This is a genomic window from uncultured Cardiobacterium sp. (genome assembly GCF_938028825.1).
Classification (GTDB): Bacteria; Pseudomonadota; Gammaproteobacteria; order Cardiobacteriales; family Cardiobacteriaceae; genus Cardiobacterium.
In genome coordinates this window covers 12,725-31,278 of the sequence record NZ_CALIZP010000046.1, presented here as the reverse complement: position 1 = coordinate 31,278, position 18,554 = coordinate 12,725, and the positions used below count along the sequence as shown (strand labels likewise).

Sequence of the window (18,554 nt, the reverse complement as noted above, 5' to 3'; positions counted from 1 at the left end):
TGGATTTCCGCGCGGCCGGCAGGCTACAATGCGCGCCCGCTGTGGCGACAGGGAAGGCCGTCGCCCGTATTTCTCCCGCTTTTTTGCGTTTCTTTTTTATGAGGACGGCATGAACGACGCCGCTATGACTCCCATTCGCCGCCGGCACGGCGAACACGCTATTGATGCACATGATATTGACCCGCGCGCGCTGAAAATCGTGCAGCGCCTGGATGAGGCCGGTTTCGAGGCTTTTCTCGTCGGCGGCTGCCTGCGCGATTTGCTCCTCGGCAAGCAGCCGAAGGATTTTGATATTGCCACCAATGCCCGCCCGGAAGAGGTCGCGGCGATTTTCCGCAACTGCCGCCTGATCGGGCGGCGTTTCCGCCTCGCCCATGTGCATTTCGGCCGCGACATTATCGAGGTGGCAACCTTCCGCGCGCCGCCGGAACGTGTGGCGCGCACGGACAGTTTCGGCTCGGTGCTGGAAGACAATCACTATGGCTCGATTGAGGATGACGCGGTGCGCCGCGATTTCACCATCAATGCGCTGTATTACGACGTAAAGCGCGACGAGCTGCGCGATTATGTCGGCGCGCTTGATGATATTGCGGCGCGGACGATCCGCGTCATCGGCGATCCGGCAACGCGTTACACGGAAGACCCGGTGCGGATGCTGCGCGCCGCACGCTTCGCCGCCAAGCTGGGTATGCCGCTGGAAGCAGCGACGGAAGCGGCGATTGCCGCTTGCCGCGACAATTTGCGCGCCGTGCCCGCCGCGCGTCTCTTTGACGAGGCGCAGAAGCTGTTCATGAGCGGCTATGGCGAGGCGTGTTTTGATGTGTTGCAGCGTTACGGGCTGTTCGCCATGCTCTTTCCCGACGCGGGCAAGGTGTTTGCACACCCGCATGCCGCTTATGGGCGGTACGCGGAGCGTGTGGTGCGCATCGCGCTTGCCAACACCGATGCGCGGGTGGCGGACGACAAGCCGGTAACGATCGCCTTCCTGCTCGCCGCCATCCTCTGGCCGGTGTATCAGTTGCAGTATCGCGGACTGCTGCAAGAGCGCGACAACTGGCACAGCGCCATGCACGAAGCGGTGGATGTGGTGCATATCGCCGCCAGCGAGCGCCTCGCCATTCCGGTGCGGCTGCGCGGCATGATTCGCGAAATCTGGACGTTGCAGGCGCGCCTCGATCAGGCGGCGCGCGGCAATTTGCGCAAGATGCACGCCGTGCTGGCGCATCCGCGTTTCCGCGCCGCCTATGATTTCCTGCTGGTGCGCCAGGGCGCGGGCGAGCAGATTGACGAGCTGGTCGCGCTGTGGACGGCGTTGCAGGAAGACCCGGATCTCGCCGTTGATGCCGGGCAGTTGCACAATGCTCCGCCGGAGGGTGATGGTGCGCAGCGCCGCCCGCGCGGCGGTGTACGGCGCAAACGCAGTTAGCGCCTCCCGATGCACACCGCCTGGGTTGCCTTCGGCAGCAATCAGTCCGATCCCGTCGCCCAACTGCTGCGGGCACGGCAAACACTGGCCGCCGTGTTGCAGGAAGAGGCCGCTTCCTCGCTCTATCGCACCCCGCCGTGGGGCTACACCGACCAGCCCGATTTCATCAATGCCGTCATCCGCTACCGCACCCACTTGCCGCCGTTGGCATTGCTGGCGCAGTTGCAGCGGGTTGAACAGGCACAGGGGCGCGAGCGGCCCTTCAAAAACGCGCCGCGCACCCTGGATCTCGATGTGCTGCTTTATGATGACGTGCGTCTCAACCTGCCGCAATTGACCGTGCCGCACCCCGGCATCTATGCGCGGGCGTTCGTCCTCTACCCGCTTGCCGAGCTGAACCCGGAACTGCCGCTGGACGGCGTCAGCCTGCATGATTGGCTGATGCGCTGCGACACGAGCGGTATCACCCGCATTTCCCACGACAACTGGCAAGCGGCATGAATCTTGCTTAATCGCTACACATTACCCATAGGAGTCCCGATATGTCCCCCAAAGATGACGACTTTGACTACGAAAACTTCGACCGCGAGGCGGAGCTGGAACGCGAATGGCAGGAAATGGAAAACGAAGAAGCCGCCGAAGATTACCAGGAAGACTGGGACGGCGCGGAACGCAGTAGCGAAGACGGCTGGTATTACGATGACGAAGGCGACGAGCGCGACGACTTCGACGACTACGGCTATGACGATGACTACCGCGAGGACGACTGAACCGTCGGCGGCGGACGGCAGCAGGGAAGGGCGATGCGCATCATCAACACCGTCAAGCACCTCAAAGAGTGGCAACTCACCCGGCAAGACAGCGGCAAAACCTGGGCACTCCTGCCTTTCCTGAACGGCCTGCCGCGCGAAAGCGGCGCCCTGCTGCATGAAACTCTCACCCGCTGCGATACGGTATTGGCGGTTCTGGACGGCGACGGCGAAAGCAACCGCCCGGCACTGGCCATGCTGGATGACGAAGGTTGCGATACCGCCCTGCCCCCCACCCTGCCTGACGAAGCAAGCCTGCCCTATGCCGTGCTCGACCGCTGCGCCCAGGCCATTCGCGCCGGGCACGACGTGGCAAGCACCATGCGGCGTGGTGAGAATATCCTGAAAAATAAGGGAATTACTCCGCTTCACTTTGGCTGCTATGATATTCACACACTAATTCACAGCCACCGGCGGGAAACGCACAGCATCCTCTGGATGCGCATGACGGATGGCATATACGGCGGATATGCCGTTTCGTTATAAAGATAACCCCGCATAGAACCTGATATTTTTTCCAAGACCCAAATATTTCTCTGCTTCCGTTTGGCTATAACGATCTTTTTGCTTACAATGCGAGCCGCTTTCTGATTGCAAAAAATACGGCTGACTGACGGCAGTTAATGTGGAAACAATGTTGATTAACAATAAATATCAACATAGAACCACAAAAACCTGGCGATGCAGCCCTGCTGAAACCAGACTTTCCCAAATACGAAACCAGAACGGCCGCCGGGAACGCCGGAAACTATGCGAAAGCAAAGCAGGGCGGGGCGTTTGTCCCGGAAACAGATAACCCGCCATATAAAAAACAGGCGTAAGCACGCACACATGGAACAGCATCTGTGCAATAAGCGTTACGCAATTGGGCATTATTTTAGGAAAAATCAGGAGTACATTATGTTGATACTTACCCGCAGGGTAGGAGAGACCATCATCATCGACGACGACATAGAAGTCACGGTGCTGGCAGTGAAGGGCAATCAGGTACGTTTGGGCATCAAGGCACCGGATCATATCGCGGTGCACCGGGAAGAGATTTATCAGCGTTTGATGGGCGAAAACGGCGGCAACAAACCGCCTGTCGCAGAATAAAACGCCCCAAACTGCTATCCGGCCCTCGCCCCATATCCGCGATTCTTTCTCCATATAACAAACAAGCGTAGCGTTGCCAGACGAATCTCTGGCAATTTTTTCCCCGCATTTCCCCATCCGGCGCAACGTCCCGTTTTCTCTGCCTCTCCTTTCCCGCATTGTCGCACCCGGCGCCTGCCACGGTGCCGTGTATCCCTGCCCGCCGGATGGAACGGTTACAATGCGCCCATCTTTGGTTTTGATAAGAAGGAGGAAGCGCATGGCTGAGGCGGTACTGGTTACCGGCGCGAGTCGCGGCATCGGGCGGGCAATCGCCCTGCGTCTCGCCGCAGACGGCTTTGCCGTGACCGTGCACTATCGCGGGCACCGGGCAGAAGCTGCCGCGACGGTGGCGCAAATCGAAGCGGCGGGCGGCACGGCGCGCCTCCTCGCTTTCGACGTGTGCGAGCGCGAAGTGGCGCGGGCGGCACTGACCGCCGACATCGCCGCACATGGCGCCTACTACGGCGTGGTGCTGAACGCCGGCCTCGCCCGCGACGCCGCCTTTCCCGCACTGACCGATGACGACTGGGACACGGTGCTGCGCACCAATCTTGACGGCTTCTTCAACGTCCTGCACCCGCTCATCATGCCGATGATCCGCCTGCGGCGCGGCGGGCGGATTGTCGCCGTGTCATCCGTGTCCGGGCTGATCGGTAATCGCGGTCAGGTCAATTACAGCGCTTCCAAAGCGGGGCTGATTGGCGCGGTCAAGGCGCTCGCCATCGAGCTCGGCAAACGCGGCATCACCGTGAACGCCGTCGCACCGGGGTTGATAGCCACGGAGATGGTCGATGAACGGGTGCCGGTCGCCGACATCCTGAAAATGATCCCGCTGGGCCGCTGCGGCGAGGCGGATGAAGTCGCACAGGCGGTGCGCTTCCTGATGAGCAGTGGTGCGAGCTACATCACGCGGCAGGTGCTGGCGGTGAACGGAGGATTGTGTTGAACAGGGTGGTGATTACGGGCTGCGGTGCGGTAACGGCCTTCGGCAAAGACTGGCCGACGGTGCGCGCGCGGATGCTGCGTTACGAAAACGCGGTGCGGGCGATGCCGGAATGGCGCGATGTCGAGGATTTGCACGCCAGGCTCGCCGCACCGATTGACGGCTACGCACCGCCCGCGCACTGGACGCGCAAACAACTGCGCAGCCTGGGGCCGGTATCGCAAATGTGCGTCGAGGCGGGCGAGCGGGCACTCGCCGACGCAGGCTTGCTGGATGACCCTGCCATCCGCGATGGCCGCATGGGCGTCGCCAGCGGCTCCTCCACCGGCAGCACCCGCGACATCTGCGACATTGCCAAACTGATTATGGATGGCCGCTCGGACGGCTTCTCCGCCAACACCTACATCCGCATGATGCCGCACACCACCGCCGCCAACCTCGCCATCTTCTTCGGCCTGCAAGGGCGGCTGATTCCCACATCGAGCGCCTGCACCTCCGGCAGCCAGGCCATCGGCTACGCCTACGAAGCCATCCGCTTCGGCCTGATTCCGATGATGCTGGCGGGCGGCGGCGAAGAACTCTGCCATTCCGAAGTCTGCGTCTTCGACTCCCTCTATGCCGCCAGCCTGAAAAACGACGCCCCGCAAAGCACGCCGGCACCGTATGACCGCGACCGCGACGGCCTGGTCATCGGCGAAGGCGCGGGCATGCTGGTGCTGGAAACACTCGCAAGCGCGCAGGCGCGCGGCGCACGCATCTACGCGGAAATCATCGGCTTTGCCAGCAATTGCGACGGCACGCACGTTACCCGCCCGGAGCAGGACACCATGTACCGCTGCATGGCGATGGCGCTGGCGCAGGCGGGCATCGCGGCGGAAGAAGTCGGCTACGTCAGCGGCCACGGCACCGCCACCGAACAGGGCGACATCGCCGAAACCCTTGCCACCGCCCGCCTCTTCCCGCACGGCGTGCCGCTCAGCTCGCAAAAAAGCTACTTCGGCCACACCCTCGGCGCCTGCGGCGCGCTGGAAAGCTGGTTCGCCATCGAAATGATGCGCGACGGCCTGTTCATGCCGACCCTGAACCTGCACCATGTGGACGAACGCTGCGGCCGGGTGGATTTCATCCGCAATGAAGCGTGCGCCATCGACACGGACGTGGTGATGAACAACAACTTCGCCTTCGGTGGCGTCAACACCTCCCTCGTCTTCAAGCGCTGGCGGGAATGATGCCGCCCGCAGCCAGAACCGCCCACTGTGGCGGTTTTTTGTCGTGCAGGCGGCGCGGTTTTTCTATATGATACCTGTGGATATTCTTGTGAAGCACACGGGAATATCCGTGAGTGTGTGTTGCTTGTCGTGCATTCGTCAACAGCATGCCGGACATGCTTGATATAGAGGGGAAATATTCATGGACAACTGGTCGCAATCGTTGGGCACAGGCCCGCTGCTGGCTATCGCCGCCGGGGCAATCCTGCTGATTTTGGTGATGATTATCCGCTTTCGTGTGCACGCCCTGCTGACGATGGTGCTGGTCAGCCTGCTGACCGCCATTGTCGCCGGGTTGCCGCTGGACGCCATCGTCGATCAGGTATTGATCAAGAACTTTGGCGGCACGCTCGGCAGTGTGGCGCTGCTGGTCGGCCTCGGTGCGATGCTGGGGCGGCTGGTGGAAACGTCCGGCGGCGCGCAATCGCTGGCGGACGCCCTGGTGCGTTTTTTCGGCGAGAAGCGGGCAGCTTTTGCCCTCGGTGTCGCCTCGCTGATTTTCGGTTTCCCGATTTTTTTCGATGCCGGACTGGTCGTGATGCTGCCGATTGTGTTCGCTACCGCACGCCGCATGAAAGCACCGGTACTGGCCTACGGCCTGGCATCCATCGGGGCGTTTTCGGTGATGCACGTCTTCCTGCCGCCGCATCCGGGGCCGATTGCCGCCGGCGGGTTTTATGGTGCCAATATCGGCCATGTGCTGCTGCTCGGCCTGCCGATTGCCGTGATTACCTGGTATTTCAGCGGTTATCTCTTGGGGCAGTTTCTGGGGCGGCGTTTTTATGTGCCGGTGCCGGATTTGTTGAGCGGCGGCAAGCCGGATACGGATACGCCGCGTGCGCCGGCCTCGGCGGGCACGGTGGTCGGCATCATGCTGATTCCGATGGTGCTGATTTTCCTGAATACCGGGCTGGCCACCCTGATCAGCCAGCATGTGGTCAGCGCCGATGCCGTCTGGGTCAAGCTGCTGCGAATGCTGGGGGCGACACCGGTGGCGCTCCTGATTGCGGTGCTGGTGGCATTGTTCGTGCTCGGGCACAAGCGCGGCGAGAGCGCCACGGCACTGGAAAAGACGGTGGACGGCGCACTCGGCCCGGTCTGCTCGGTCATCCTGATTACCGGGGCGGGCGGGATGTTCGGCGGGGTGCTGCGCGCCTCCGGCATCGGCAAGGCGTTGGCGGACAGCATGGCGCATATGGGCATTTCCGTGATTGCCGGCTGTTTCCTGGTGGCGCTGGTGCTGCGCGTCGCTCAGGGTTCGGCGACGGTGGCGCTGACCACGGCCGCCGCCCTGATGGCGCCTGCCGTCGCCGCTGCCGGTTATAACGACTGGCAGCTTGCCGCCATTGTGCTGGCCACCGCTTCCGGTTCGGTTTTTGCCAGCCATGTCAACGACTCCGGTTTCTGGCTAGTCGGGCGTCTTCTCGATATGGACGTACCGACCACATTGAAAACCTGGACGGTCAACCAGGCGTTGATCGCTGTCATCGGCTTTGCCCTGTCGGTGCTGGCTTTTTCTTTGCTGTGAGGTGTTTATGACAGTGCATTTCGTCATCATGGGGGTGTGCGGCTGCGGCAAAACAACCGCCGCCCGCGCCCTGCAAGCGCATTTTCACTGCCCTTATGCCGAGGGCGACGATTTTCATACCCAGGCAAACCGCGACAAGATGGGCGCGGGCATCCCGCTGACCGATGAAGATCGCTATCCGTGGCTGCGCAATCTGCGCGACTGGATGACGGCGCAGGCCGAACAGGGCGCGGCGGTCAGCGTCGTAACCTGTTCGGCCTTGAAGCGGCAGTACCGCGACATTCTGCGCGGGGCGAAAGGCGAGGTGATCTTCATCCATCTGGCGCCGCCGCAGGCAGTCAATCTGGAACGGATGCTGGCGCGGCAGGGGCATTATATGAAGGCCGACATGCTCGATTCACAGTTGGCCATTCTCGAAGCCTTGCAGGCGGATGAACGTGGCGTGCGCATTGACAATGCCGGTGATGCGCAGGCGGTGCAGGCGGATATGCTGGCCTGGATTCAGGCGCATGTGGCGTTGTAGGCGGGTAATATCTGTACAGCCGTCGCGCCGCTGACGCGCGGCGGCGGCAGTGGTGCAGCGGCGGCGAGCACGGCGCTGACCAGCCAGGCTCCGTCCAGCAGCCAGGCATGGCGCTGCCAGTGCAGCCCTGTTGGCGCCGGGGTGTCTGCCGTGAGATGCGGCAGAGCGGCAAAGTCGGCGTGCAGCGCCTTCAAAAGCGCTTCCTTGAACGTCCACAGGCGATAGAAGGCGAGGGCGGGATCGGCTTGCCTGCCGAACCAGTGCTGTTCTGCCGGAGTGGCGAACCACGGCAGGAGGGCGGCGAAATTGCGCGGCTGCAACACTTCCATATCGACGCCGACGACAGGCGCGCCGGTGAGCAGCACGGCGTGCCCTTTTTTATGGGCGAGGCTGTGCAGCGGACGCGGCTGTGGCAGCAACTGTTTGAGCGCGCGGCTGCTGCGCCAGTCGGCACGCCGTTCCAGTTGCGGGGCGCGTTGCAGGCGGTCGCGGTCGCCGTCGTCCAGCCGCTCCGGACGGTAAGCGGCCTCTTGCGGCGCGGTGTAGTAGAGGATGGGGGCGAACATTGGCAATCGGTAAGGCTTTGGTTACAATGACGATAAGTTGAAATGCAGTGTGCATTTCGAGCCGTCACCTTCGTTAACACAAGGATTTTACATGAAAACTTTCGTCAATCCGGTCGTCGCCTGCTGTGCGGCGGCGCTGTTGGCCGCAGGCTGCGTCACCAGCGGCAGCCATACCCTTTCCATTACCGAAGCGCTCAATTCCCAGGAAGCGAAAGCCTCGCTGGATCCGGCCATTAAACTGGAATTTGCCTCAGGAAAAGGCGCCGTGTTGCGCAATGACCAGGTCAGCAATAAAAAAGAACATGCCAGCGACAAAACCCTGAATGCCGACTGCATCCGCACCTTCGTTTCCGCCGTCAAGCAGCTGCAGGAAGAGGCACGTCGCGCCGGAGCCAACAAAGTCATCAACATCATCAGCTATTACCGCAAAAAGCCTTATTCCAGCGCCAGCCTGTATGAATGCCATGCCGGCGGACAGCGCGTCGGTGTCGCCCTGAAAGGCGATCTGGCGCGTTAAGCGGGGGATATATGGCAGATCGCATCTTCCTCGGCTCGGAAATCCGTCAACCTGCGCCGGATGACGCGCTGTTTCATGTGATACCCGTGCCGTATGAAAAAACCGTCAGCTATGGCGGCGGCACGGCGGAAGGTCCGGCAGCCATCATCGAAGCTTCCAATCAACTGGAAACCTACGATCAGCTGTACGGTGAACCCTGCCGCTTGGGCATTTACACGCAGGAAGCGGTAGATTGCCGGGGCGAGGCGGGCGATATCCTGCAACGTATCCGCGAGCGCACCCGTGCCGTCGCCGCAAGCGGCAGCCTGCCATTTGTCTTCGGTGGCGAACATACCGTCAGCTATGGCGCGGTGATGGGTGTCGTTGATGCCTTCCCCGGCGAACGCATCGGCGTCGTGCAATTCGATGCCCATGCCGATTTGCGCGAAAGCTACGAAGGCAGCATCTGGAGCCACGCCTGCGTGATGAAACGCCTGATCGATGAAGGCCTGCCGCTGTGCCAAATCGGTGTGCGCGCCCTCAGTCTGGATGAGCAGGCGGTGCGGCATGAATTTCCGGCACAAATCACCGCTCACGATGCGCGCGTCATCTGCCGCCCGCCGCTGCATGACTTGCGCCTGCCGGAAAACTTCCCGCAGAAGATTTATATCACCGTCGATATTGACGGACTGGATGGCGCATTGATGCCGGCAACCGGCACGCCGGTGCCAGGCGGTCTCGGCTGGTGGCAGTTGCTGGATTTATTGACGAGTGTCGCCGGGCAGCGGCAGATTGTCGGGCTGGATCTGGTGGAATTCGCGCCGATCCGGGGTCTGCATGTCTATGACTTCACCGCTGCCGATCTCGCCTACAAAATGATGGGCATTACCGCCCGCATACTGGGAAAACTTTAATGAGGGAACAACGATGATTCATATCCTGATACTGATTGCTTTAGGTCTTTCCGCCTATCTTTTTCACAATTACCAGGTCTTTAATGATGCCTATATGCGGCCGTGGGTAGTGGAGCAGGTCAACTATAACCGTGAGGCTGATCCGCAGGCCTTATGCGATTTATTGGCGCCGGATGTGGTTGTCAATGTCCGTGATGAATATACGCGCTACAAATACACTATTAATAACGGCGATAAAGCAGCTGCCTGTGATTACTTCGAGAAATCGGCAAAAAACTTCCTGAAACCACGCAGAGAAAAGAACGGTTACATCGAAGACTGGATTAAAGAATATTCCATAGACCATGCCGACTTATTCAAAGATTATGCCGATGTCACCTTCACCACCGATACGAAAGTGGATACGCCGGCAAGCCTGGTGACCAAAGAAGGCGATGTATTGCGCGGCAAGACCACCACCAAGCTCACCGTCAAAAGCCCCATTTTTAAAGACAGCAAAATTACCCGCTATACCTTCAACCGCAAGCTCGAACAGGTGATAAAAAACTAGGGCTCCGCCAGCACCGCCACCTGCGCCGTGCGGATCGCCGCACCCAGGGCAGCCCCCTGATACTGCGCTGCCAGCGCCTCTACCGACAACGCCCGCACCTTCTCGCGGGCGTTTTCAATGGCGGCGTATGTAGCCGCTTCCACCTGCATCAGGCGGGCAAGCGTCAGTACATCGCCTGCCTCGCGCAGACTGTGGCAGGCTTTCAGCATCGCCCGGCGCGCCTCGCCGCTGAGTGCCGCCCAGCGCCGTACGTCTGCACCATAAGCGGCAACCAGCGACAGCCAATAGGTAAACCGCTTCGGCAGCGGCAGTACCGTTTGCACCCCCGTCCGCGCCGCTGCGCCCTCTTCCCCCTGCAAACACGCTGCCAAACGCTGCTCCGGCGCGTCTGTCAGCGCTACCACCGCCCGCAGGCGGGCATTCATCGCCGCAAGCTGCGCGTCGCTCGCCGTTATCCCCAGCACATCCAGCGCGCCGACCGACTGCAAACCGGCGAAAAACTGCTGCGGCGCGGCAGAAGCCAGCGCCTTCTCACATTCCGCCCACACCCGCTCCGCGCTCAAATGGCACAACTCGCCCGCCGCCACCATCGCGCGGCATAAATCCAGCGTTTCCTCAGCAATCACAAAGCCCAGCGGCGCGAAACGCGCCCAAAAACGCATCAGGCGCAGCACTCGCAGCGGGTCTTCGACGAACGCGGGCGAAACATGACGCAAGCGCCGCGCTGCCAGATCCGCCTGTCCGCCGTAAGGGTCAATCACCCGCCCGTCGCCGTCCATCGCCATCGCGTTGATGGTCAAATCACGGCGCAACAAATCCGCTTCCAGCGACACATCCGGCGCGAAATCGAAGACAAACCCCTGATGCCCCGTGCCGGATTTCCGCTCCTGCCGCGCCAGTGCATACTCCTCGCCCGACACCGGATGCAAAAACACCGGGAAATCCCGCCCGACCTGACGAAAACCCTGCGCCAGCAGCGCCGCTGCCGTCGCGCCGACCACCACCCAGTCCCGATCCTTGACCGGCAAACCCAGCAACCGATCACGCACCGCCCCGCCTACCAGAAAAAACTCCATCGCACCCTCCGCGTCCGCAAAAACAAAAAAGAAAACAACTAACTGCGTATAATAACCACAAACCGTAACCACCCAAACCCCATGACCTCACACTTCAAACACATCGGCATCGTCGGCAAATACGGCGCCGTGCGCGTCGATGACACCATCGCCCGCGTCATCGCCATCCTCGATGCGCACGGCCTCGCCTGCACCCTTGACCGCGACACCGCCCCGCCACAATACCGCGACAGCCCCGCCGCCCTGCCCATTGCCGCCTGGGGCGACGTGGATCTCTGCATCGTCGTCGGCGGCGACGGCACCTTCCTCTATGCCGGGCGCGCCCTCATCACGCGGCAAATCCCGCTGCTCGGCATCCACACCGGCCGCCTCGGCTTCCTTGCCGACCTCACCCTGAACGACCTGCCCGACCGGCTCGACCGCATCCTCGGCGGCGAATACCACCGCGAAGAGCGCCACACCCTGCACGTTACCGTGGCTACCCGCGACGGCAGCCACGCGCACACCGCCATCAACGATGCCGTCATCCACAGCAGTAAAGCGCGCATGATCGAGCTGGATGTGTACACCCACGCGCGCCACCTCAGCCACTACCGCGCCGACGGCCTCATCATCGCCACCCCAACCGGCTCGACCGCCTACGCGCTCGCCGCCGGTGGCCCCATCATCGAACCCAACCTGCCCGTCAACCTCGTCGTTCCCATCTGCCCGCACACCCTCACCCAGCGCCCCGTCGTCATTGATGCGGCGAGCCCCATCACCATCGCTCCGTGTGGCAGCGGCGCGCACCTCAGCATTGACGGCCAGCAACAACACCGCCTGCACCCCAAAGACCGCATCACCATCCGCCCCGGCACCCCGCTGCCCGTGCTGCACCCCGCCGATTATCACTTCCAGGACCGCCTGCGCGCCAAGCTCAACTGGGGCATCGCCCCCGAAGACAACAAATAACCCATGCTCGAACAACTCACCATTGACCAAATCGCCATCATCGCCCACAGCGACATCCACTTCCGCCCCGGCTACAACGTCCTCACCGGCGAAACCGGCGCGGGCAAAAGCATCCTCATCGACGCCCTCGGCCTCGTCCTCGGCGAACGCGCCAACGCCGGCCACATCCGCCACGGCGCAGAACGCGCCACCGTCAGCGCCACCTTCACCCGCCTGAGCCCCGCCATCCGCGCAACACTCGCCGATGATGCCCTCAACGACCCCGACAACCCCGGGCAAATCCACATCCGCCGCAGCCTGCGCGACGGCGGCAGCAAAGCCTGGGCGAACGACCAGGGCATCACCGGCGCCAAACTCAAAACCCTCGCGGGCGCGCTGGTCAACATCCACGGTCAGCACAGCAACCAGGCGCTGCTCAAAAACGACGAACAACGCCGCCGCCTCGACCGCTACGGCGGCCACCACGACCTGCTCACCGCCTGCGCCGACGCCTACCGCCACTGGCAAACTCTCGAAAAACAGCACCACGACTGGCAACAAAACCGTGCCGCGCAAGAAGAACGCCTGGCCCTGCTCGCCTACCAGCTTGAAGAAATCGAACACATCGCGCCGCAGCCGGACGAATTTACCACCCTCGCCGCGCGCCAGCAGCTGCTCGCCGCTGCCGACGAAATACTAGGCAAAGGCGGCCAACTCAGCGCCCAACTGAGCGAAAGCGACCACAACCTGAAAACCGCCCTACGCCAGGCCCTGCGCGAAGCCAACCACCTCGCCAGCACCAGCCACATCTTCCGGGAAACCGCCGAACTGCTCGAACAGGCCGCCGTTTACCTCGACGAAGCCAGCGACGCTCTCAACAAACAACTGAACAAAATCGAACACGACCCTGAAGCCCTGGCCGCCGTCGAAGAACGCATGAGCGCCCTGCACAGCCTCGCGCGCAAACATCATTGCGACCCCGCCGATCTGCCTGCGCACTGGCAAAAACTCGCCGACGAACACGCGGCACTGGCCGCCGAAAACGAAGACGGCGGCCAACTCGCCGCCGCCTGCCATGCCGCCGAAGCCGCCTACCGCGAAAAAGCCGCCGCCCTCAGCGCTGCGCGCCAGCAGGCCTCGCCCAAACTCGCGTACGAAGTCGAACACTGGATCCGCCAGCTCGGCATGAACAAAGCCACTTTTACCATCGACATCGCCCCCGCTGCGCGCCCGGCGGCGCACGGCACGGACGACATCACCTACACCCTCTGCGCCAACCCCGGCCAAACCCTGCAACCGCTGGCGAAAGTCGCCTCCGGCGGCGAACTCTCGCGTGTCAGCCTCGCCATCGAAGTCGCCTGCCTCGACGAAGCCCCGACCCCGACCGTCATCTTCGACGAAATCGACAGCGGCATCGGCGGCGAAGTTGCCGACACCATCGGCCGTCTGCTGCACACCCTGGGGCAAAACCGCCAGGTGCTGTGCATCACCCACCTGCCGCAAGTCGCCGCCTACGCGGATGCGCACTACCGCATCGAAAAAACCAGCGACGACAACGAAACGCAAACCCGCGTCAGCGCGCTGGATGACGACGCGCGCATCGTCGAAATCGCGCGCATGCTCGGCAGCGCCGACAGCGAGACCAGCCGCGAACACGCGCGCAGCATGCTGGCGCGCAAAAACACCGCCTGAAAAAACGGGCGCCGCCGGGGCGCGGATGATGCCCGGTTTCTGCCGGCATGAAAAACCCGCCTGGCGGCGGGTGTCGTTGTCACGCTGTCAGGCAGGTTCCTGATTTTGCGCGGCTTTGGCCTTTTCCCGCGCCACCAGTTCGCGGCGCAGGATTTTGCCGACATTCGATTTCGGTAGCTCGTCGCAGAATTCGTATGCCTTTGGCCGCTTGTAGGCGGTGAGGTTGGCGGCGGCAAATTTTTGCAGCTCTTCCACGGTCGGCTTCCCGCCCGCACGCGGCACGATGTACGCCTTCACTTTTTCGCCGCTGCCTGCGCTGGGGACGCCGATGCAGGCGACTTCGAGCACGGCGGGGTGTTGCGAGAGGACGGCTTCGACTTCGCTGGGGTACACGTTGAAGCCGGAGACGAGGATCATGTCTTTTTTGCGGTCAACGATTTTCAGCGCGCCATCCGGCCGCATGGTGGCGATGTCGCCGGTTTTCAGCCAGCCGTCCTGCATGACGCGGCGGGTTTCGTCTTCATGCTGCCAGTAGCCTTTCATCACTTGCGGGCCGCGTACCCACATTTCCCCCGCTTCGCCTGGCGGTACGGGGTGGCCGTCGTCGTCGCGCAGGCTGACGTCGGTGCCGGGGATGGGGTAGCCGATGGTGCCGTTGTAGGCTTTGGTGTCCATCTGGTTGACGCTGATGAGCGGCGAGGTTTCGGTCATGCCGTAGCCTTCGACGATGATGTTGCCGGTGAGTTGCTGCCATTCGTCCGAGACGGTTTTTTCCAGCGGCATGCCGCCGGCGATGACGAAACGCAGGCGCGAGAAGTCGAGGGTGCGGAAGGCCGGGGTGTTGAGCAGGGTTTTGAAGAGGGTGTTGACGCCGGTCAGCATGGTCGGCGGGTGGCGGCGCAGGATGGTGATGAAGGACTTGATGTCGCGCGGGTTGGTGACGAGCACGGAGTGGACGCCGCGTCCGCTGAAGCCGAGCGCGTTGATGGTGCAGCAGAAGATGTGATAGAGCGGCAGCGCGGTGATGAGGACGTCATCCGGGCCGATGTTGTAGGAGCCGATCCACAGGTTGATTTGCGCGGCGTTGGCGAGCAGGTTGGCGTGGGTGAGCATCGCGCCTTTGGCAACGCCGGTCGTGCCGCCGGTGTATTGCAACATCGCCATGTCATCCGGTGCCGCCCGGTGCGGGGCATAGGGCAGGCGGCGGCCTTGTTGCAGGGCTTTTTTGAAGGCGATGGTCTCCGGCAGGTAGTAGGGCGGCACGAGTTTGCCGATGTGGCGCACATAGAAATCGACGATGGGCGACCAGAACCAGCCCATTTCGTCGCCGTAGCGGGTGATGATGATGTCTTGCAGGGCGGGGACTTGCGGGCGCACTTCGGCGACGCTGCGGGTGAAGTTTTCGGCGAGCACGATGCCGCGCGCGCCGCTGTCGTTCAGCTGGTGTTCGAGTTCGCGCGCGGTGTAGAGCGGGTTGACGTTGACGACGACGACGCCCGCCAGCATGCAGCCGTAGAGGCAGATGGGGAATTGCAGGATGTTCGGCATCATCAGCGCGAGGCGGTCACCGGGCCGGTAGCCGAGTGCGTGGCGCAGGTAGGCGGCGAATGCCCGGGCGCGTTCGCCGATTTCCGCGAAGCTCAGGGTGCGGCGGAAGTTGCTGTATGCGGGAAGCGCGGCGTTGCGGGCGAACATGGCTTCGAGGAAGTCGGCGAGGTTGCTGTATTCGCTGCCGGGGAAGGTGTGCGGCACTTCGGCGCGGTAGCTCGCCAGCCACGGGCGGGGGATGTCGTCGGTCGTCGTCATGGAATTCCTTTGTAAACGATGGTGGAGTAGGCCGCTGCGATGTCTGCCACGGCAGCGATGAGGGCTTTGCGTTCGGCGCGCCGCAGGCGGCCGATGTTGCTGAGTTCGGTGTCAAAGGGTACGGTCTCGCTGCCGTCTTTGGGGGCAAAGGCAAGGATACGTTTAACGGGTAAATGGTTTTTTACCGCCTGCCGGATGGCGGCGGGGCTGTCTTTGAACGGGTCTTCGATGTGCAGGTCTTTGTCGTACGCGGCGAGCAGTGTCAGCGGCATGGCGTCCTGTTCGACATACCACCACGGCAGGCTCTGCTTTTTGTCAAATGCCAGCAGCACGCGGCGGGGCGTGCCGTTGATGCTGGGGAAATAGCTGATGCCGCCCAGCTCCAGCACATCCACGACGGTCAGCCGCCACGGGTAGGCACCGCGACGGTTCAGCGCCCCAGCCAGTATCCGTTGTCGCCTCAGGTTAATAAAAAACATAAGGGCCGGTGTGAACAGGAACAGCAGAATGCAGCACGATGCCCAACCACATAGAAGAGGCGCAGCGTCAGGGTTTCCAGGGCATGGTCAATGGTGATGCGGCTTCCTCGCGCATCCATCAGCCGGACAGCCTGCACATCCGGGGCATCCGCCATCCTGCCGAGATAGCTGAAATCCCCTTTTATACTGATGCCCTTGTAGTGCACGGTGTAGCGGTAATTCGTGCTGAAAATGCCGGTTTCCCGCTTGCCGGAAACGGCTGCTTCTGCCAGCGGTATGGCGGTATGCCGCGCTTGATAGTCATGGTAAATGTCGCGGTACGACTGGACATTTGCCATGCCGAGGTAAAAAATCAGGCAGAGCAGCAGCAGAACCATCAATTCGTGGAAAAGAAAGGAATAACGCCCGAACCGCCTGATTTTTAGCGGCCGGGCGGGCAATTCGATCTCGATGATTTCCATGCGGGCGTTTAATCGCCGCTGATGCGCTCAAGCTTGGCAATCAGCGCCTGCCGCTCGCTTTTGCTGAGGCCGCCGATGGTTTTCAGTTGGCGGTCAAACGGCACCGCTGCGCCGCCGTCAGCAGGGGCAAAGGCGAGGAGGCGGGCGGTGTCGCCGCTTGCCTCCACCACCCACGGCCGCATTTTCTTGCCGAGATCGATGTTGATGCGGCATTCCGTGCCGTTGATGTCGGCCATGAAGTGGGTGAGGCGGTTATTCTTAACGGCGGCATCCACCGTGGTCAGTTGCCACGGCTGCGCCTCGGCACGGTTCAGCCCGCGCAGGAGGGCAAGGAAGCGCGGCAGGTTGACGAATATGGCGCGCAGGGTGAAGTAGATGAGGATGAGGCCGATGGCGGCAATCGCCGCATCCAGCAGGGCGCGGTTCATGACTTTGCCGGCGGCGAGGTCGAGGGTGACTTGATTGGGATCGCTATCGGAAGCGATGGCCTGCACGGTGAAATTCTTTTCCGTGCTGAAATCGATGAAGAAGAAACGTTTCTCCCAGCTTTTGCCACCGTCGCGGATGGTGACTTTGCAGGTGGTAAACACGGCCTTATGTGTTTCGCATTCGCCGTCAATACGGGCATCCGGCAGAATGTGGTGGGCGCGGCCAATCTGATAGTCGGCATAGATGTCCTGCCCCGAAAGGTAAGACCACCACAAGAATCCGGCGGCAAAAATCAGGGCGAAGGGGATGCCGAAGGCAAGACGCGGCAGCGAAGTTGCAAAGATGCCTTTCATTTTCAGTCGCTTGTCGGGGAGGTTGAGACTCAGGTCAGTCATAATTTATTCCGGTGGGTGAATGAAGGGCAATATTGTAAGCGAGCCCGGGGCGCGGTTCGTGGCAAAAATTTTGTCGTGCCATGTACATGATTTTTGGCGCCGAGGCACAGCCGCTTTGTTAAAATGACCGCCTACGTTACTGTTTGTTTATCCATTGCCATGTTACTCACCAAACGTCAATTCCTGAGCCGCAGCGGTATGCTCGGCCTCGGTGCCGCCCTGCCGCTTTCTCCCGCATATGCCGCCACCGAGCTGGAACAGGCCATCAATAAACGCGTGCAGCAGTTGCGCGCGGAAGGCCGCCTCGCTGCTGATGAACGCACCGCCTGGCTGGTGCACGATCTGGTTGCCAACCGCCCGCTGGCGCAAATCAATGCCAATACACCGCTGCAATGCGCCAGCCTGGTCAAGCCGTTCGTCATCCAGGCCTATCTGCTGACCCACTTCATGAAGGACGCCGCCCTCTATCCGATGAGCGAGCGGGTACAAAGCGAGATGCGCGGCATGGTGGTTGCCAGCAACAACGAGTTCACCAACCATATTTTCAAGCGTCTCGGCGGGCCGGAAAGTGTGCAGTGGATGCTGAAGAAACAGGCTCCGCAGATTTTCCGCAATATCCAGATTGTCGAGAATATTCCCGCCCAGGGCCGCACCTACCGCAACCGCGCCTCCGCCGCCGATTACGACCGCTTCCTCCGCGCCCTGTGGGCAAACCAGCTGCCCGGCGCGCAGTTCTTGAAACAGATCATGTCCATCCCCAACCCCGACCGCATCCGCTCGAAAACGCAGTTCGTGCCGCAAACGGCCACGGTGTACGACAAGACCGGCTCCACCGCCATGCTCTGCGGCAATTTCGGCATCATCGAATGCAAGGCCAACGGTCGCAGTTATCCCTACACGATTTCGGCGATTATCGAAAAGGGCAATCCGGCGGGGAATTATTCGGGCTGGATCACCAGCCGCAGTAACGTCATCCGCGAGATTTCGGATATCGTGTACCTGCATTTCGCCGCCAACCATCGGATTGGCTAGGATTTATCATTTTGACAGCCCAAAATGTTGAGAGTATGATGCGCGCCCCTACGACCCCGCCCCGGCGGCTTTTTGACCCTTGGGCATATGCCAA

General features: G+C 61.7%; 21 protein-coding genes. 15 read left to right on the top strand and 6 right to left on the bottom strand.

From position 1 onward, the window contains the following. Window positions 1-109: 109 nt before the first annotated feature. The 9 genes from pcnB to Q0562_RS07170 all read left to right on the top strand — a co-directional run bounded on the left by pcnB (window position 110) and on the right by Q0562_RS07170 (window position 7,634). Window positions 110-1,426 carry a polynucleotide adenylyltransferase PcnB gene (gene pcnB, locus Q0562_RS07210; RefSeq protein ID WP_298643063.1) on the top strand — a complete coding sequence of 439 codons (1,317 nt, stop codon included), beginning with the start codon at window positions 110-112 and terminating at the stop codon, window positions 1,424-1,426. A gap of 9 nt (window positions 1,427-1,435) precedes the next feature. After that, window positions 1,436-1,927: a 2-amino-4-hydroxy-6-hydroxymethyldihydropteridine diphosphokinase gene (gene folK, locus Q0562_RS07205; RefSeq protein WP_298643061.1), complete on the top strand. Its 492-nt coding sequence runs from the start codon at window positions 1,436-1,438 to the stop codon at window positions 1,925-1,927. 41 nt (window positions 1,928-1,968) lie between these two features. Continuing rightward, the gene (locus tag Q0562_RS07200) at window positions 1,969-2,196 is read left to right on the top strand and encodes a hypothetical protein (RefSeq protein WP_298643060.1); all 228 of its coding nucleotides are present in this window, start codon (window positions 1,969-1,971) and stop codon (window positions 2,194-2,196) included. Window positions 2,197-2,229: 33 nt separating this feature from the next. After that, window positions 2,230-2,721, top strand: a complete 492-nt coding sequence (locus tag Q0562_RS07195; RefSeq protein ID WP_298643058.1) for a hypothetical protein — start codon at window positions 2,230-2,232, stop codon at window positions 2,719-2,721. A gap of 414 nt (window positions 2,722-3,135) precedes the next feature. Continuing rightward, window positions 3,136-3,330 (top strand): carbon storage regulator CsrA, encoded by a 195-nt coding sequence (gene csrA, locus Q0562_RS07190; RefSeq protein WP_298643057.1) that lies wholly within the window; start codon window positions 3,136-3,138, stop codon window positions 3,328-3,330. 259 nt (window positions 3,331-3,589) lie between these two features. Then, entirely contained in the window at window positions 3,590-4,318 is a 729-nt protein-coding gene (fabG, locus tag Q0562_RS07185) for a 3-oxoacyl-ACP reductase FabG (protein ID WP_298643055.1), read from the top strand. Next, window positions 4,315-5,544 (top strand): beta-ketoacyl-ACP synthase, encoded by a 1,230-nt coding sequence (locus tag Q0562_RS07180; protein WP_366144726.1) that lies wholly within the window; start codon window positions 4,315-4,317, stop codon window positions 5,542-5,544. The genes fabG and Q0562_RS07180 overlap by 4 nt, the downstream gene beginning before the upstream one ends. A 181-nt stretch (window positions 5,545-5,725) precedes the next feature. Next, window positions 5,726-7,111, top strand: a complete 1,386-nt coding sequence (locus Q0562_RS07175) for a GntP family permease (RefSeq protein ID WP_298643051.1) — start codon at window positions 5,726-5,728, stop codon at window positions 7,109-7,111. A gap of 7 nt (window positions 7,112-7,118) precedes the next feature. Further along, complete coding sequence (locus tag Q0562_RS07170) at window positions 7,119-7,634, top strand: gluconokinase, GntK/IdnK-type (RefSeq protein WP_298643049.1); 516 nt, start codon at window positions 7,119-7,121, stop codon at window positions 7,632-7,634. Here the strand turns inward: Q0562_RS07170 and Q0562_RS07165 are convergent. After that, window positions 7,613-8,200, bottom strand: a complete 588-nt coding sequence (locus tag Q0562_RS07165; RefSeq protein ID WP_298643047.1) for a 4'-phosphopantetheinyl transferase superfamily protein — start codon at window positions 8,198-8,200, stop codon at window positions 7,613-7,615. The genes Q0562_RS07170 and Q0562_RS07165 overlap by 22 nt on opposite strands. Window positions 8,201-8,291: 91 nt before the next feature. On the opposite strand from Q0562_RS07165, the gene Q0562_RS07160 reads away from it, so the two are divergent. Genes Q0562_RS07160 through Q0562_RS07150 form a run of 3 tightly spaced genes read left to right on the top strand, consistent with a single transcriptional unit; the run spans window position 8,292 to window position 10,160 of the window. Further along, a complete protein-coding gene (locus tag Q0562_RS07160; RefSeq protein WP_298643045.1) occupies window positions 8,292-8,717 on the top strand; it encodes an excinuclease ABC subunit A in 426 nt (141 codons plus the stop codon). Between the two features lie 11 nt (window positions 8,718-8,728). After that, complete coding sequence (speB, locus tag Q0562_RS07155; RefSeq protein WP_298643042.1) at window positions 8,729-9,610, top strand: agmatinase; 882 nt, start codon at window positions 8,729-8,731, stop codon at window positions 9,608-9,610. A gap of 13 nt (window positions 9,611-9,623) precedes the next feature. Further along, window positions 9,624-10,160 carry a hypothetical protein gene (locus Q0562_RS07150; RefSeq protein WP_298643040.1) on the top strand — a complete coding sequence of 179 codons (537 nt, stop codon included), beginning with the start codon at window positions 9,624-9,626 and terminating at the stop codon, window positions 10,158-10,160. Here Q0562_RS07150 and Q0562_RS07145 read toward each other — a convergent pair. After that, window positions 10,157-11,236 carry a tRNA nucleotidyltransferase gene (locus Q0562_RS07145; RefSeq protein WP_298643039.1) on the bottom strand — a complete coding sequence of 360 codons (1,080 nt, stop codon included), beginning with the start codon at window positions 11,234-11,236 and terminating at the stop codon, window positions 10,157-10,159. The two genes, Q0562_RS07150 and Q0562_RS07145, sit on opposite strands and share 4 nt — an antisense overlap. 81 nt (window positions 11,237-11,317) lie before the next feature. On the opposite strand from Q0562_RS07145, the gene Q0562_RS07140 reads away from it, so the two are divergent. Next, on the top strand, window positions 11,318-12,187 hold the full coding sequence (locus tag Q0562_RS07140; RefSeq protein WP_298643037.1) for an NAD(+)/NADH kinase: 870 nt from the start codon (window positions 11,318-11,320) through the stop codon (window positions 12,185-12,187). A 3-nt stretch (window positions 12,188-12,190) separates the two neighbouring features. After that, window positions 12,191-13,858, top strand: a complete 1,668-nt coding sequence (gene recN / locus Q0562_RS07135; protein WP_298643035.1) for a DNA repair protein RecN — start codon at window positions 12,191-12,193, stop codon at window positions 13,856-13,858. Between the two features lie 87 nt (window positions 13,859-13,945). Here the strand turns inward: recN and Q0562_RS07130 are convergent, their stop codons facing one another. The 4 genes from Q0562_RS07130 to Q0562_RS07115 are packed head-to-tail and all read right to left on the bottom strand — an operon-like array spanning window position 13,946 to window position 17,428. Next, a complete protein-coding gene (locus Q0562_RS07130; protein WP_366144728.1) occupies window positions 13,946-15,646 on the bottom strand; it encodes an AMP-binding protein in 1,701 nt (566 codons plus the stop codon). 14 nt (window positions 15,647-15,660) lie between these two features. After that, on the bottom strand, window positions 15,661-16,143 hold the full coding sequence (locus Q0562_RS07125; RefSeq protein ID WP_298643032.1) for a hypothetical protein: 483 nt from the start codon (window positions 16,141-16,143) through the stop codon (window positions 15,661-15,663). Then, window positions 16,125-16,604, bottom strand: coding sequence for a hypothetical protein (locus tag Q0562_RS07120; RefSeq protein WP_298643030.1), 480 nt, complete (start codon window positions 16,602-16,604; stop codon window positions 16,125-16,127). Before Q0562_RS07120 ends, Q0562_RS07125 begins: the two co-directional genes overlap by 19 nt. Window positions 16,605-16,612: 8 nt before the next feature. Further along, on the bottom strand, window positions 16,613-17,428 hold the full coding sequence (locus Q0562_RS07115; RefSeq protein WP_298643028.1) for a hypothetical protein: 816 nt from the start codon (window positions 17,426-17,428) through the stop codon (window positions 16,613-16,615). 159 nt (window positions 17,429-17,587) lie between these two features. Here Q0562_RS07115 and Q0562_RS07110 point away from each other — a divergent pair, with 159 nt between their 5' ends. Beyond that, the gene (locus Q0562_RS07110; RefSeq protein ID WP_298643026.1) at window positions 17,588-18,460 is read left to right on the top strand and encodes a serine hydrolase; all 873 of its coding nucleotides are present in this window, start codon (window positions 17,588-17,590) and stop codon (window positions 18,458-18,460) included. Window positions 18,461-18,554: the final 94 nt, after the last annotated feature.